This is a genomic window from Paenibacillus sp. NPDC058177 (genome assembly GCF_042883835.1).
Taxonomy (GTDB): domain Bacteria; phylum Bacillota; class Bacilli; order Paenibacillales; family Paenibacillaceae; genus Paenibacillus_AQ; species Paenibacillus_AQ agri.
Window position 1 is genome coordinate 1,261,453 of record NZ_JBHVVB010000001.1, and the last position, 15,463, is coordinate 1,276,915.

General features: G+C 49.3%; 15 protein-coding genes. 2 read left to right on the forward strand and 13 right to left on the reverse strand.

The window, feature by feature from the left end; all coding sequences use genetic code 11:
* The first annotated feature begins 20 nt into the window (after nucleotides 1-20).
* Nucleotides 21-743 carry a class I SAM-dependent methyltransferase gene (locus tag ACFVU8_RS06020; protein WP_387426258.1) on the forward strand — a complete coding sequence of 241 codons (723 nt, stop codon included), beginning with the start codon at nucleotides 21-23 and terminating at the stop codon, nucleotides 741-743.
* Between the two features lie 63 nt (nucleotides 744-806).
* Here ACFVU8_RS06020 and ACFVU8_RS06025 read toward each other — a convergent pair whose 3' ends face one another.
* Genes ACFVU8_RS06025 through ACFVU8_RS06045 form a run of 5 tightly spaced genes read right to left on the reverse strand, consistent with a single transcriptional unit; the run spans nucleotide 807 to nucleotide 5,834 of the window.
* The gene (locus tag ACFVU8_RS06025) at nucleotides 807-1,910 is read right to left on the reverse strand and encodes a Gfo/Idh/MocA family protein (protein ID WP_387426259.1); all 1,104 of its coding nucleotides are present in this window, start codon (nucleotides 1,908-1,910) and stop codon (nucleotides 807-809) included.
* A gap of 17 nt (nucleotides 1,911-1,927) precedes the next feature.
* Nucleotides 1,928-2,659, reverse strand: coding sequence for a ThuA domain-containing protein (locus ACFVU8_RS06030; RefSeq protein ID WP_387426260.1), 732 nt, complete (start codon nucleotides 2,657-2,659; stop codon nucleotides 1,928-1,930).
* 26 nt (nucleotides 2,660-2,685) lie between these two features.
* On the reverse strand, nucleotides 2,686-3,846 hold the full coding sequence (locus ACFVU8_RS06035; RefSeq protein WP_387426261.1) for a Gfo/Idh/MocA family protein: 1,161 nt from the start codon (nucleotides 3,844-3,846) through the stop codon (nucleotides 2,686-2,688).
* Between the two features lie 19 nt (nucleotides 3,847-3,865).
* Complete coding sequence (locus ACFVU8_RS06040; protein ID WP_387426263.1) at nucleotides 3,866-4,897, reverse strand: LacI family DNA-binding transcriptional regulator; 1,032 nt, start codon at nucleotides 4,895-4,897, stop codon at nucleotides 3,866-3,868.
* Nucleotides 4,898-4,949: 52 nt separating this feature from the next.
* Nucleotides 4,950-5,834: a LysR family transcriptional regulator gene (locus tag ACFVU8_RS06045; RefSeq protein ID WP_387426264.1), complete on the reverse strand. Its 885-nt coding sequence runs from the start codon at nucleotides 5,832-5,834 to the stop codon at nucleotides 4,950-4,952.
* A gap of 126 nt (nucleotides 5,835-5,960) precedes the next feature.
* Here ACFVU8_RS06045 and ACFVU8_RS06050 point away from each other — a divergent pair, with 126 nt between their 5' ends.
* Nucleotides 5,961-6,854, forward strand: a complete 894-nt coding sequence (locus tag ACFVU8_RS06050) for a DMT family transporter (RefSeq protein WP_387426266.1) — start codon at nucleotides 5,961-5,963, stop codon at nucleotides 6,852-6,854.
* A gap of 139 nt (nucleotides 6,855-6,993) precedes the next feature.
* Here the strand turns inward: ACFVU8_RS06050 and ACFVU8_RS06055 are convergent, their stop codons facing one another.
* The 8 genes from ACFVU8_RS06055 to ACFVU8_RS06090 all read right to left on the reverse strand — a co-directional run bounded on the left by ACFVU8_RS06055 (nucleotide 6,994) and on the right by ACFVU8_RS06090 (nucleotide 15,453).
* Nucleotides 6,994-8,484, reverse strand: a complete 1,491-nt coding sequence (locus ACFVU8_RS06055; RefSeq protein ID WP_379466791.1) for an MDR family MFS transporter — start codon at nucleotides 8,482-8,484, stop codon at nucleotides 6,994-6,996.
* Between the two features lie 20 nt (nucleotides 8,485-8,504).
* Entirely contained in the window at nucleotides 8,505-9,128 is a 624-nt protein-coding gene (locus tag ACFVU8_RS06060; protein WP_387426268.1) for a TetR/AcrR family transcriptional regulator, read from the reverse strand.
* 380 nt (nucleotides 9,129-9,508) lie between these two features.
* Nucleotides 9,509-10,324, reverse strand: a complete 816-nt coding sequence (locus ACFVU8_RS06065) for a GNAT family N-acetyltransferase (RefSeq protein WP_387426270.1) — start codon at nucleotides 10,322-10,324, stop codon at nucleotides 9,509-9,511.
* Nucleotides 10,325-10,357: 33 nt separating this feature from the next.
* The gene (locus tag ACFVU8_RS06070; RefSeq protein WP_387426272.1) at nucleotides 10,358-11,155 is read right to left on the reverse strand and encodes a M15 family metallopeptidase; all 798 of its coding nucleotides are present in this window, start codon (nucleotides 11,153-11,155) and stop codon (nucleotides 10,358-10,360) included.
* 108 nt (nucleotides 11,156-11,263) lie between these two features.
* On the reverse strand, nucleotides 11,264-12,586 hold the full coding sequence (locus tag ACFVU8_RS06075; protein ID WP_387426274.1) for an FtsW/RodA/SpoVE family cell cycle protein: 1,323 nt from the start codon (nucleotides 12,584-12,586) through the stop codon (nucleotides 11,264-11,266).
* Nucleotides 12,583-12,915 (reverse strand): PadR family transcriptional regulator, encoded by a 333-nt coding sequence (locus ACFVU8_RS06080; RefSeq protein ID WP_175372725.1) that lies wholly within the window; start codon nucleotides 12,913-12,915, stop codon nucleotides 12,583-12,585. The genes ACFVU8_RS06075 and ACFVU8_RS06080 overlap by 4 nt, the downstream gene beginning before the upstream one ends.
* 199 nt (nucleotides 12,916-13,114) lie before the next feature.
* Nucleotides 13,115-13,927, reverse strand: a complete 813-nt coding sequence (locus ACFVU8_RS06085) for a DUF2935 domain-containing protein (protein WP_379466786.1) — start codon at nucleotides 13,925-13,927, stop codon at nucleotides 13,115-13,117.
* A 113-nt stretch (nucleotides 13,928-14,040) separates the two neighbouring features.
* Nucleotides 14,041-15,453 (reverse strand): DHA2 family efflux MFS transporter permease subunit, encoded by a 1,413-nt coding sequence (locus ACFVU8_RS06090; protein ID WP_379466987.1) that lies wholly within the window; start codon nucleotides 15,451-15,453, stop codon nucleotides 14,041-14,043.
* Between the last annotated feature and the right edge of the window lie 10 nt (nucleotides 15,454-15,463).

The window sequence follows — 15,463 nt, forward strand, 5'->3', positions numbered from 1 at the left end:
CATAAAAAGGAGAGATATTGATGTCATTAAGCCGGCTAGAGCAGATTCGCTTGACAGAACAGCGTTATCACGATGAATATTACACAAATGTAAAACTCTTTAGTGAGGGTTCGTGGCTGCAATCTCCAGTAAAATCCGTCATGGATACCTTTGATTCATTGCCGAATCAGAATGATCTGCAGTTGCTTGACTTGGGGTGTGGGGTGGGAAGGAATAGTATCCCTCTTGCACAAAGACTTAAGGATGACGGAAAAAGTAAAGTCGTGTGTGTGGATTTTCTGGAGTCGGCCATTAGTGGACTTGATAAGTATAGTCGGGAATACGGCGTCAGTGAGAAGCTTGAACTGATTCAATCCGACATCGGCGAGTTCAATGTCAGAACAAATCAATATGACTATATATTTAGCGTTTCCGCTCTAGAACATTTGGACACATTTGCAACATTCCAAAGGGTATTGGAGAGCTTACAGCTTGGTACAAAGGCGAGTGGCATCCACTGCTTTATAATTAACTCGAACATTCAGGAGACAGCGATCGATACAGGATTACCGCTGCCACCCATGTTCGAGATTCTATTTAAGACAGATTCCCTACTCTATACTCTGCGGAACAGATATGCAAATTGGTCAATCCTGCGTGAGAATGTGAACAGATACGTTCTGGAAATCATGAGGGACGAAAGAAAAGTACGCCTAGAAAGCGATGTTGTTACCTGGATTGCTCAAAAAAGCCCGCCCTCATAAGAATGAAAGTCATAAACAACCATTCGTAGGGGCGGGCTTCTTTTAGTATGACTGAATCAACATTTAATCCAGTGTATACGGCGTCAAACCAACTGGAAGCGCTGCAGGACGGCTGCAGGTGCTCTCCATGGTATAGAAACTGCGGGAATCAGAGGAGTCGTGGAACGCCCACATCGCTTCCAGCACGTGATAGGCCAGTTCTCCGCTAGCCCGGTGAGGTCGCCCGGTGCGAATGGCATACGCCATATCCGCTGGACCGATACCACGCGTATTCTGGTCATAGCCAGGCAGCAGCGGCTGCTCGCTCCATTCACTCTCACCTATGCGCCGGAATTTAACCGGTCCGCCAAAGTTATTAGGATCGGGAACCTGAATTGTTCCCTCTGTCCCGTATATTTCAATATGAGGCAGATCACTGCCCCCGAAGACATCGAAGCTGGTGATGAGGGTCGCAATGGCGCCCTCTGCGAATTGCAAGGTTCCGGCCACATGGGTAGGAATATCCACAGGAATCTTCTGCCCGGCTTTTTTCTCGCTGGTGATGGTTCGTTCTGCGAGTGCTTTGCCGGTCATCCCGGCTACGGCAGAGATTGGCCCTAGCAGCTGAACTAACGCAGTGAGGTAATAAGGCCCCATGTCGAACATCGGTCCGCCACCTGCGGCATAGTAGAATTCCGGATCGGGATGCCAGTTCTCATGGCCTCTCGACATCATGAACGAAGTGGCTGCCATAGGCCGGCCTATTACACCATCCTCTATTAACTTAAGCGAGGTCTGGATGCCCGAGCCGAAGAACGTCTCCGGCGCACTGCCCACCAGCAGCCCCTTGGCTTTGGCTGTTTCCAGCACCTTGCGTCCCTCTTCCCTTGTAACCGCGAGAGGTTTCTCGACATAGACATGCTTTCCGGCTTCCAGTGCCCGGAGGCAAATCTCGGCATGAGCAGCCGGGATAGTGAGATTGATTACAATCTCGATTTCAGGATCTGCAAGCAGCTCATCTGTCGTATATACCCGTGGGATATTATATTGCTGCGCCTGTTCCCGCGCTCTCTCAAGATTCATATCTGCACAGGCAACTAACTCCAGAATCTCGAACTTGTTGCAGTTCTCCATATAGATGCCACTGATTTTTCCGCAACCGATGATGCCAACTTTTACTTTATCCATTGGTCTTCTCTCCCGAATTATAGTTGACTGTCTGCCATGCCGCTATAGCTGATCCCTGCACCTGCCGTGGTTCGTCCGCCGTTCTGCTTTCCTTCAGCTGCCCAAAGTAGCCCTCTTCTCATCAGTTCCTTAACTGGCGGTAGTTCCACAATGTCGGCATGATGACCGAGCGAATTGTAGTACACACGTCCTGCTCCCCAGCGCTTCGTCCATACTACTGGCATATCCACGGCTCCGTTGGCAGCGTGAGGCCCTTCTGCCACAGGGAAGCGGGTGGTCGCCAGAACTTCGATAGCCGGATCGACATGCAAATAATATTGCTCAGAAGTAACACTGAAATCTGCGATATCCTGCACCAGCGGGCTGGAGCTTTGACGAATATTCACCGTATATTCCACCCCGTCATTTCCAGGATGGGCTACCCACTGACCACCGGTCATGAACTGCCAATCCACATTGTTACGGAAGGAATCGCACATGCCGCCGTGACAACCCGCGAGTCCAGTGCCATTTTGCACCGCCGCAGACACATTATCTACATGCTCCTGCGAGATCTCACCCATCGTCCACACCGGAACAATCAGATCCAGTCCTAACAATTTCTCGCGGTCTGCAAACGCCTCCAGAGTATCCGACACTTCCACCTCGAAGCCTTCCTGCCGCAGAACACCAGCGAATACTTCGCTTACTTGCTGCGGTTCATGGCCATCCCAGCCACCCCATACGATCAATGCCTTTTTTGCGCTCATTAGAAATCTCCTCTCAGGTCTGTAAGCTACATTTCGGACAGGCTGACCCAGCGTCGCTCTTCAATCGAACGTTCCACGGCTTCAAGCACAGCCTGGCATTTCACGCCGTCCCGGAAATTGGGTTCCGGCTGACGGCCTTCTTCGATGGCATTAGACAATTCCAACACTTCATGAATGAACGTATGCTCAAAGCCGATAGTATGCCCGGTCGGCCACCAGGCTGCTGCATATTCATGAACAGGATCCGTGGCCAGCACGCGGCGGAAGCCTTGTATATCCTCATCATCCGAAGTCAGGAAGACTTCCAGTTCATTCATGCGCTCAAAGTCGAACCTTACACTGCCAAGACTTCCGTTGATCTCAAAAGAATTGGTGGAGCGGTGACCCGCAGCAAAGCGTGTAGCCTCGAAGCTGCCAATGGCACCGTTTGCAAAACGAGCCATGAATAGCGTGGCATCATCCACGGTGACTTCACCCCTTGGTCCCCCTCCGCTTCCCTTAGCAGTAAGGCCTGTCATCTCGGCAGCTAGCGGACGCTCCTTGATGAAGGTCTCGCTCATACCGATCACTTCCTCCACATCACCTACAAGGAAATGCGCCAAATCAATAAGATGCGCTCCCAGATCCCCGAGAGAACCGGAACCGGCAATTTCCTTCTGGAGTCGCCAGACCAGCGGAAATTCCGGATCGAGAATCCAGTCCTGCAGGAACCAGGCCCGGAAGTGATGGATCTTACCGAGGCGTCCGCTCTCCACCAGCTTCTTCGCCAGTCGTACCGCAGGGGAAAAGCGGTAATTGAAGCCTACCATATGGATGACACCGGCAGCCTCCGCCGCCTGAAGCATTTCCCTTGAATCCGCAAGCGACAACGCCAGCGGCTTCTCGCAGAACAGATGCTTGCCAGCTTTGGCTGCAGCCAGCGCAATCTCCTTATGCACATTGCTTGGAGCATTGATATCCACTAGGTCGATATCGTCGCGGGTCACCAGTTCATGCCAGTCTGTCACGGTATCCTGCCATCCGAGCCGAGTTGCCGCTTCCTGCAAATCTTCGGCATTACGTCCGCAAAGCACGGACATTTCCGGTTTCAGCGCCTGTGGAAAAAACATCGGCAGCGTCTTGTAGGCATTACTGTGGGCCTTACCCATAAATTTATACCCGATCATTCCAATGCGCAGCTGTTTCATGTAATGCCTCCTAGTGGTTTCAGTTGAGAGTTGAAGCACGTACAACAAGCTCTGTCGGAAGCTTGATCCGCAGCGGACTATCTTCTGCCGCTCCGTCTTCCGGCGTATCCAGCACACGAGCTGCGGCCAGCTCGCCCAGCCGATAAAATGGGACACGCACACTGCTCAAGGCTGGTGTAGTTAATTCGGCCGCATCGGAATCGTCATAACCGAGAATAGCAGGCATGCGTTCCCGTGTAATCCCCAGTTCGTATAAGCCTTGCTGCAGACCGATCGCCATTCGGTCATTGGCGGCAAACACGGCATCAATCTCTCCTAGAACGGCTGCAATTTCTGAAGCCGCCTGGACACCGCTTCTGCGGCTGAAGTTCCCTTCAAATAGCAAAGAAGGGTCCACGGATAACCCGGCTTCACGAATTGCGCTGGAGTACCCTGCCATCCGATCACGACTGTTCGAATAGACATGAGGTCCATTCAGAAAGGCAATCCGCGTAAAGCCCTGCTGAAGCAGATGCTGCACTGCCAGTCTGCTGCCCTGAACATGGTCTGCATCCACTTCGGGGAAGTCCTCCCCTTCAAAATGCTGGTTAATAAGACAAAAAGGGTATCCTTCCTTCTTCAAGCGACGCAGCGCCTCAAGCTCTCCCTGCTCCTCCTTGGCACCCAGTACAATACAAGCGTCCACCTTGCGCATCCGAAACAGCCCGCTGTAATCCATGGTCCCATCCGAGTTGCGAAAGAGCATGAGCAGATCATATCCTTCATCCCGGGCTTTGTTCCCGATACCGCTTAGAATCTCAGAGAAATAATAAGCAGAGAACAGACGCGCTTTGGGCAAATACGGCATAACCACACCCAAATTGCCACTGCGTTTACGGGCAAAACTTCTGGCCAGCGAGCTTGGCGTATAGCCCAGCTTGTGGGCTGCTTCCAGCACCCGCTGCTTCGTCTCTTCCTTGAGCGGACCGACATCATTCAGCACACGGGATACGGTGGCTTCAGATACGCCGGCCAGCTCGGCCACCTCTTTTCGGCTGGCGATAGGAATCAACTCCTTTTACAAAATGTACACGCGTACATTCTCTCATGCAAAGCCCGCTTCGTCAATTCTTTTCTGCATGGAGCTCCACCCATTCCTGCACATGCCGGACGAATTTTTTTGTTGCAGGGGAAGCATGTTTCATCGAATGGACGGCGATTCCCAGCGATCTGAAGCTCGGCTCCTCAAGTTCCAGCATCACCACGTTATGATTCTGACGCTTGAGCACCAGCTCCGGGAGGATACTCATACCCAGTCCTTTATCCACCATGGCAATAATCGCGTAATCATCCCCTGCCGAGAATTTGACATTTGGCTCAATACCAGCCTTCTCCAGCACCCGCCGAACATCATAGTCCGAGCCGGCCTTGGGGATAATGAAATTCTCATGCGCTATTTGTGGCAGGGGAAAATAAGGCGCCCCGCTGATGGGATGCTCCTGCGAGACAATGGCGAGCATACGGTCTTTTTTCAAAGGAAAAACTTCGAACTTATCCCGCGTGGGCAGCGAAATAAAGCCGCAGTCAATCACCCCGGCCTCGATCCATTGTTCAATCTCCAGGTAATCTCCCTCCATAAGCTTGAACTCGATATAGGGATACAGACTGCGGAATTGCTTGATCATCCCGGGCAGCCAATGGACGGATACACTGGTGAATGTGCCGATGGTAACCGTTCCCGTCTCCAGCCCATGAATATGCGTTACCTTCTGCTTCAATTGCTCATTCCAGTTCAGAATCTCACGGATCGGCTTTAGCACCTGTTCCCCGTTAACCGTAAGTCTGACACCCGAACGATTGCGGATCAACAGTGAGAAGCCAAATTCCGTCTCCAGACTGTTAATGGTGTGACTGATGCCCGATTGAGTGAACCCCAGCACCTCTGCTGCTTTGGTGAGGCTGCCTAGCTCCACTACTTTTAAAAACACTTCATATTTACTGAGACTCAAGCGAGTGTCCTCCTCATTCATATACATTAGTTCTATTCATGTATGACATGATAAACATTCAGTTAACTTATATAATCAGGCATATTATACTATACTAACTTTGATGATTAAAAGGATGATGAACTGATGAAGCCGTTTAAGGCTGATCTCTTGCTGCTGGTTGTAACTGTATTTTGGGGCTCCTCCTACCTGTTTATGAAAATGGGACTGGATACCCTCGGCGAATTTAATCTGATTGCGCTCCGATTCGGACTTGCTTTTATATTGTCTGCCGCGATTTTTCACAAGCGCCTGCGCAGGATCAATGTTAAGACCTTGAAATATGGGGCCTTGCTTGGATTCCTGCTGCTGGGCGTGTTCACATGTATTACGTTCGGACTCAAGACAACCACCACTTCAAATGCAGGGTTCCTGGTCGCGTTGACCGTTATTTTCGTTCCATTGCTTCAGATGTTGTTCTTCAAAAATAAAGTCGGATTCCCGCAAATCTTCGGGTCCCTGCTGGCCATCGGCGGAATCGGTCTGCTAACACTGAACGCTTCGCTGACCGTACAACCAGGCGATCTGCTCTGTACGTTGTCCGCGATATTCTATGCCGTACAGATCATCGTTACCGGCAAAGCTGTCAAAGAACACGACACACTAAGCATCGGTATCCTGCAGCTCGGCTTTGCCGGCGGCTACGCACTTGTGCTGTCCTTAATGTTCGAGACGCCACATCTGCCCTCTACCTTACCTGGCTGGACCGCCATTCTGGCACTGGGCATTCTGTGCAGCGCCTGCGGATTCATCCTGCAGCCGGTGGCACAGAAATACACCTCGCCTGCACGCACCGGACTCATCTTCTCGTTAGAACCAGTATTCGCCGCCTTGTTCGGCTACTGGTTCGTCGGAGAGAAGCTGACGAACCAGGGGTATGCCGGAGCGGCGCTCGTTCTGCTCGGTATTGTTGCTTCCGAGCTGCTGGGTAAGGCATCCTTCGCCCCGGCTTGGATGCATAGGAAACGCGGCGCCAGTTAATGGCGCAGTCTTAAGGGGGCGTGGCAACTGTGCTGCCCCCTTATACTCCTACAGAGCAAAAACCGCAAGCCTCCATGAACGGGAGACTTGCGGTTTTTTGTGCTATAACTATGCATTACGGAGTCCTGTGATCAGTGGCTTAGTGCCCCATCATCATAGCCGCATCCGCCTTCTTGCCCTCTTCAGGGTTAGCCGATGCTACCTTTGGCTTGCGCAGGATAATACTGATGACTACACCGGCCACGGCGATACAGCCAGCCAGGAAGAAGACATCATTGAAAGCTAATACAGAGGCTGCCAGCGGGTTGCCGCCTTTGCCCATCTCACCCATATGGGTTGCGATTTGACTGGTTAGGTATCCGGTCATACCTGCTACAGCAAAGGAAACAATAACTTGTTGTGCAGCTGCAGTAAGAGGCGTTACACGGCCAACCCATTCACGCGGTGCGGAATTGAGAACATGTGTGTTCAGCGGCATCATGGTCAAGCCCATACCCAGACCCATCATGAACAGGTACACCATAATCTGCGGAAGTGCGGTGTCCATTGTGATACCCGACAACATGAATAGTGCAATAGAGATAATCGTCAAGCCGACAAAAGCAAGCGGACGTGCACCGATCTTGTCGAACAGCCGACCTCCAATCGGCATTCCGAAACCGGCAGCCAGCGCCTGCGGCAACAATATCAAGCCAGTCTCAAGTGGTGAGAAATTGCGGATCTGCTGAAGGTAGAGCGGAACGAACAACATGGTACCGAATAGTGCCGCTTGCGTTACCCAAGTCAGGATAATACCGCGGGTAAAGTCGGAAGAACGGAAAACGCGCAGTTCCAGCAGCGGATGCTTATGCAGCAGCTCGACGATAACGAACAAGACCAGAGCTACGCCACCAACGGACAACCCTACGATTGTCGATGTGGACGACCAGCTGCCACCACCGCCTTCGTTAACGCCATAAGCCAGCATGGAGAAGGCGATCGGTGCCAGGATCATGCCCAGCAGATCGAGATGTGTTCTGCCTTTTTTCTCGGAAGCCGGCAGGTATTTAATGCCCAGAATAACAGCTACGATACCAATTGGCAGGTTGATCAGGAAGATCCAGTGCCAGCTTACGTACTCCACCAGCCAACCGGAGAGAATCGGTCCAAGGGCTGGGGCAAGCAGCATCGGAATCCCGAGCATCCCCATAATGGAACCTCTACGTTCTGGCGGTGCCAGTTTGAAGACCATTGCCATCCCGATTGGGGCAACCATCCCGCCGCCAAGACCTTGAATTACGCGGAAAAGAACAAGTTGGCCCGAAGTTTGAGCTATGGAGCACAGTACGGAACCCAGTACGAACATGATTACCGTAGCCAGAAAGACCTGCTTAGAGCCAAAACGGTCTGTCATCCAGCCAGCCAGCGGAATGACCGCAGCCAGGGCTAGTGTGTAACCTGTAATGGCCCACTGCACTGTCTTGAGGTCTGTCGAGAAGTAATCGACAAGTTTAGGAACGGCGACATTGACGACCGTACCATCCAGAATAACCATAATCATACCCACGATAATCGCAAGTAATGGAGGAATAATTGCTTTCAATGAGAAAGCCTGCCCTCCTGCTGTATTTCCATTCACACTATTTGACATGCTTTTCTCCACTCTTTTCTCTATAAATTATATTTGTTGAAATAATGCTCAAACAGAGTATCAATCTGCTCATCGAGAGCCGGAAGGTTAAACACCGGCGTGATCTGTTCCCGCTTGCCAGGCATGTTTGTAATCAGCGCTGGAATCACCACGGCTCCATACAGCTGAAGCATCATCAGTTGCAGACGGTTATCGTCCTCTACATGAGTGATCTCTTTCAATGTATTGTGCATTTTTTTGACTCTCAGGATTTTGGCATAACGATCATATTCTGTAGGTGAGCACATGATCTGGGGTCCCTGCTCCAGTACCTGTCTGGCCAACCCGGGATATCGGAGAAGATTCACAACATACCGACTTAAAAATTGCTTGAGCCGCTCCTGCGGCAGCAAGGAGACATCTTCAAGTGCCTGGAAGGCATCATCGAACGTTGAAAGCAATACACGAACGGCATCAGTCATTAGACTTTCCTTGGAGCCGTAATAATAATTCACGAGCGCAAGATTAGTTTCAGCTCTGGCGGCAATTTTACGCAGTGTCGCGCATTGGAACCCTTCCTCTTTGATCAACATCACCGTAGCATCCAAAATCGTTTGTTTTGTATCTTTCTCTGAATGGTCTGCGCTCTGGTCCAGTGTGTTCATCGCTACCGTTACAACCTCCTTTCTTTATGTAATCATTGTTTTAAACACTGTTTAATCGAACACTAATGTACTCCCGAACGCCTGCTCTTGTCAATAGTCAACATCAGGTAAAGGGTGTACTCTGTTCCTTCTATCCGGCAGTTTGGTCATCACACGTTATACTTTCCCTGGAGACATACTAAATAATTCATTAGTACAATCTTCACTCTTCATGTAATCACTGTTTTAAACACTGTTTAACCGAACATTAATTTACACCCGAACACCTGACATTGTCAATAGCTAAGATTAGACACTTCTACCTGTAAAAAAAAGCAGTGCTCTCCTTATTGGAAAACACCGCTTTCATATATTCTGAGGGTTATGAGTACAACACAATCTCAGGGTAACGGCCCCCATATCGCTCGGGTCCAGGCAATCCGTAGTCCAGCACGCTCCATATTATTTTGGCTGACACTGCCGTATGCGGCCTGCCCGGCTACCAGTTCACAGCCTGCCCTGTAGGCTTCGTGCAAACGTCTTTGTAACAAAGCGCTCTGGAGCCCGCGTCCCCGGAAGGCTGGCAGGGTCGCAGCGAGTGCACAGGAGGCAACACCTTCATGAATATGCATAGCGGCGACGGCCGCTGCCTGCCCTTCCCAGAAGCCGAGGAATAGCTTCCAGCCTGTACGATGGAGAAGCCCGATATTGTTGCTGATAAAGTGTCCTTTAGCATCCAATGACATACCTGAAGCCAGACAATGCACCTCCGCATACGTGTCAAAGAGAACCTCATCCACCACCTCGGTAACGGTGATATTCACGGGAAGCTGAGCTGGCTGCGCAAGAGGTAGTCCATATAACACGGATTGAAAACTGTGCTGGTACAACCCGAGTGACGCTAATGTTCCCAACAACGCCGGACTGCTTTCAGAGGGGTCAATCTCGATTTGAAAATGCCGGTCCCTGGCCCGGTAGAAATCTGCAACCGCTCCAAGCTCATCTTTCTCAGCGTCTGTAATCCCTTTAACTGAGTTAAAAAGCGCCCATGGCATCTCCTGTATGTAATAAGCTGTAGCCGTTCCGAAATGCCGGATCTCCACACCCATGGGGTTGCCAGACCGTTCGCCGATGGAAGCTATTCTGGAGGTGAAGAAGCTAATTTCCGCCTGCTGCAGCTGTTTGGCCAGTTCCTTGTTAATTACGGGTAAGCTCATAATCATTCTCCCCTTCATTTTCAATAATGAATGCTACTCCACGTCAAAATCAAAATATTTCCCCGGATAAGGCTCCTTCTTTAAAGTAAAATGCCACCATTCTTTGCTGTAGGGATGGAAACCCTCCTTCATCATGGCATCCTTAAGGATTTTACGGTTGGCCATCTGTGTCTTACTGATCAGCTTTGTGTCGTAATATGAAATGGGACCGAAAAAATCATAAGGGCTACCCATGTCCACAGCCGCACCGTTTTTTAGGTAAGCCAGTGTCAGGTCCACCGTGCTACCTCGCGAATGACCGGATTTACTGGAGATAAAGCCGAGCTTGAACAAGTTCTTTTTATCTAACGCGGGATAATACTGCTGTTTCATCTTGATGTCGCTAGCATCCTTCGACCATCTGATAAAATGATTAACCGCCTTTTGCGGACGGTAGGTGTCATAGATTCTCAGAATATAGCCTTGGCGTGCCAGGTTATCGCTGACTGCCTTAAGCGCATTAGCTGCGGGTTTTGACATAATCGCTAAAGGCGCTTTATAGCCATCGATACGTTTTCCAACAAAGTTGTTACTGCTGTAATAACGAATCTCGTATTGTGCAGAAGGAATGATTTCGTCCAGATAAACAAAACCTTGGGGTAGTTTATGCCCCTTCTCAGGCGTCGACAATGACTTGGATTGACCGGAATTCTCCAAATTGTCAACACTTTCAGAACTTACTCCAGTGTTCGCAGCTGAGGCATAATCCCCCAAATCCAAAGCTGTCATTAATAGCATAAGAGCGGCGCCTATGCATGAAAATCTCCTCAGCACCTTTGTCTGCTGCTTCATGGTTACAGTCTCCTCTTTCCTATCATCAGGTATATCTACTCTGTCGATTATTTTACTAGAAAAATACAATAAAATAACCCCCAACTTCCGTTAAGGGGCAGGTTACACTTACTTTATTGGATGAAACGGAGCTGTTGGCATCATATCTTTTCTTCGATAGATACCCAAAAGCAGCCCAACCGCAGCGAATTCCATAATGACATGACCGCCATAACTTAGAAATGGAAAAGCAATACTACTCAGTACCATCTTTCCACTCATAATAGACAATCCATAAAGCAAACGAATGACTAGCGTACTACCGAGTGTCAAAACCAGCGCTTTGCCAAAAGGGTCTCGAATCAGGTGCAACGCCTTGACCAATCTGGCTGTAAACCATAACACCATACCTAATAGCAGCAGACCGCCAGCCCAGCCAAAGCAATAGACCAGGTAAACGGGAAGCATGTCTGTATGAGGATAAGGCAAATATTCCGGGAGATTGGCAAATCCATGACCCCACCATCCGGCGGATCTGACCACATCGCGAATCTGAATGTACATATATCCACTAGTTGTCGCATGTGCGTTCGGATCGAATGCACCTTGAAACCGTTCCACAAAGGAGGGTGTATTCCACGCTTTAACGGCAGTTATAGCTACTAAAACCGAAGCTAGCCCCAGCGCCCATTGCCATTGACGAGTACACCAAACATAGACAGTCAATGCAATTAATGAATAACTGATCAATTCGGGTAAGGAATGGAACATTGCAAGTAGTGGAAGTGGAAAAGCAACGATCAGCAATTCTATCCATCGGCGATATCGCACCGAGGCGAAAAAAGATTCTTTTGAACCCGTCAAGATGCCAGCTAACGCGATACACAGAAAAGGAGTCAAGAAACTCAGCGTAATCGGGAAATGCACCACTCTCAAAATCAGGAAGGCTACACCGTTGATAGTTGTCCCACCCGAGTACAATACTATTATGCCTATCAAGGTGCCGATGTACAACGGCCAGGCAAGCTTTTGCAATTTCCGAAAATCAACAAAGTACAGTCCGAGCATTAAAATTAGTCCGATGATCATGTAATAGGTCTGATTTCTAAAAAAGCTCCAGCCCTGCATTGCACTTGCAGGATTCGAATCTACAGACAGCATCATTACAAGGCTTAATGCCGCAAAAAACAGCACGGCCCCTAGCAATCCCCAATTCATCCGCGGTTTATGTACACGGTTCAGCGTTTTGCCGAGCGACCGAGGATCGCCCATCTGGGCAACGGCCCAAGCCTCTGACTCCGCCTGAGGATAGCCTTGTGCTTGCCGGTCCTGAATTAACTCTTCCAGATGGCCGGAAAGCTCCTCCCGGATATCGTCATGCATGTCTTTGGCCCGCACCTCCAGACACACCTGATCGAGAAACAGCTTACGGTGACCCTGTTCATTCATCATACCCCGCCCTCTCCCAGCACATCGTCCACCGCCCGCCGGAACAGCAGCCACTCCGCTCTTTTTTCCTTCAGCTTCGCTTTTCCCTCATCCAGTATCCGATAATACTTGCGCTTGCGCCCTTCTACCTCCAGCCAGTAAGCCTCCACCCAGCGCTCGCTCTCCATCGTGTGCAGAATGGGATACAGGGTGCCTTCCTTAAGTGAAAAAACGCCCTGGGATCGGTTCTCCAGCTCTTTGATCAATTCATATCCGTACAAAGGCTTGTCCAGCAGCAGGGTCAAAATCAACGTTGTCGTGCTGCCCTTCAGCATTTCTTTACTCACTTTCAAATGGGATGCACTCCTTCCACAGTTATTGGGAAAATAGTATACCTTGTATATCTATGCTTAGTAAATCTAGGTATATAATACTGTAAACCACTGGAAGTGTCCAGTCTAGACGATAGTGAGAGGCTTTGAATCTAATCCTCTCACTATACTGAACGCATACCAGTGCCGCTTTTGGTCGAGAATTTCCAAGGTGGAGTATTTAGTGATGAATCCAAGTGTTATTTTTTCCAGTAAGTGATTTTTCGAACATGTCTATAATCTCTAAAAATCTTTCAGCTTCACGGAATACATGATCTGCAAGCAAGGGATGAATAATGCTTTTTATTTTGCACTGGTCGATCAAATCCCTGGCTGTCTTTTTGAAATCACGCAATGATTTTACGGATACTCTGTTCTGATCCAGAAATTGACTTAAAATCGGACCGGTCTGGGATTGGGGTCGCATAGATTCAATATCTCTGGCCTGGAACAGCAATTGATCAAAATCATGACTAAAATCACGGGCTTGGTCAACAAGCTTTCGTTCAGAGGGGTCCAAAAGATGCCCTATAAATTTGGCATGGTCTGCCATGATTCGTAAGAAGAACACGTTCTCATCAATAATGGCATCGTGTAATGGCTCTAATTGGCCCTGGTTTAATTCTTCCAAACGTTTTCTAAAATAGTTGGCTTCTCTGCTTACGTGATCTACTAGAAGGGGGAAATTGGTTCCTCCCGGAAGCTGGCAGGTCAGTATTAGCCCAAGCACCTTACGCTTAAAAGCCCAGATGTGACACACCGAGGTATGAACTTCAATATTGAACTGACGAATGGTCGCAGGATCTGCGTCATCTGTGAATGCAAGCGCCCGTCGCTCGATTCCTTCGAAGGTTCGATAAAAGTGATTGGCTTCATTAATCAGTGTGGTATCCTCACAACGAAATCCGAGCCTCAAGAAAAAGGAATGTTCCTTCATTATCCTCGACCAAAAGCGAACCTCTTCCAGAGAACGAACTACGAACATATCTGACATCCACTTCACTCCTCTTGATTCGATTAATAAAGGTTATGAAGGTTACGCTTGGATTTATGTGAAAATGAAAAAACACACCCGCCGTAGCGAGTGCGCTTTGTTTTTAATAACTATTAGTGCATTGGAGCTTGCGCTTTATGCTGAACAATAACACGTCTGATGAAGAATGCCAGTATCAATCCGACTACGGACATAATCAGACCAAAGATAAAGGCGTTCTGCACACCTTGCGTGAATGCAGGAAGCAGATTAGCGGGATCGGCAGGATTGTCGACACCCTTCAGGTAATTCTTCGAACCTGCCGTCATGATGCTGACCGCAAGCGCTGTACCAATGGCACCCGCTACTTGCTGCAGTGTATTCATGATTGCCGTACCGTCAGGATACAGCTCCATCGGCAACTGGTTGATACCATTCGTCTGTGCAGGCATGAAGATCATCGATACCCCGATCATCAGCGCGCTGTGCAGTACGATAATGAAAGCAACCGTCGAAGCGGCATTAATGCTGGAGAAGAACCACAGTGTAACTGCGACAATCACTAGACCCGGAATGACCAGCCATTTTGGACCATACTTATCGAACAGACGACCCATAATTGGAGACATCAAACCATTGATCAGACCACCCGGCAACAACAGCAAGCCTGCTTTGAAGGCCGTATAACCTTGACCTTGCTGCAAATACATTGGCAGAATCAACATGGACGACAGAATAACCATCATACAGATGAAGACCATCGCCACACCGACTACGAACATCGGATATTTGAAGGCACGCAGGTTGATCATCGGCTTCTTCATTGTGTTTTGACGAATAACGAAGAGCAGCAAAGCAACGACACCTACAACGATAGAAAAGATTACTTTCGGACTGCCCCAGCCTTCAGCTTCACCAGCACTGCTGAACCCGAAGACGATTCCGCCAAAACCAAGTGAAGACAGGATGATGGACAGCACGTCAATTTTTGGCTTAGTAACTTCGGTAACGTTCTGCATGTACACGATTCCGAACAGCAGAGCAATCACCAGGAACGGCAATGACAACCAGAAAATCCAGTGCCAGCTGAGGCTTTCGATCAACAGACCGGCAATCGTAGGCCCAATCGCCGGGGCAACCATGATGACCAATCCGATCATCCCCATCGCCGCGCCTCTTTTTTCAGCTGGAATAATTACAAGGATCGTATTGAACATTAGCGGCAGCAACAGCGACGTACCCATCGCCTGTACCACTCTCGCTGTCAACAGAAACTCAAAGTTCGGCGAGATCGCCGCCAGGAAAGTACCTAAGATTGAAAAAATTAACGCGGCCACAAACAACTGTCTTGTTGTGAACCATTGTAGCAGCAAACCGGAAATCGGCACGAGAATACCTAGTGTTAGCAAGTACGCTGTTGTCAGCCATTGTGCGGTCGACGGTGTGATTTGCAGTACATTCATCAGATCGCTTAACGCGACATTGAGTGCCGTCTCACTGAACATCCCGATAAAACCGCTGAGCAACAAGGAAATCAGGATCGGCATTGTCCTGAAT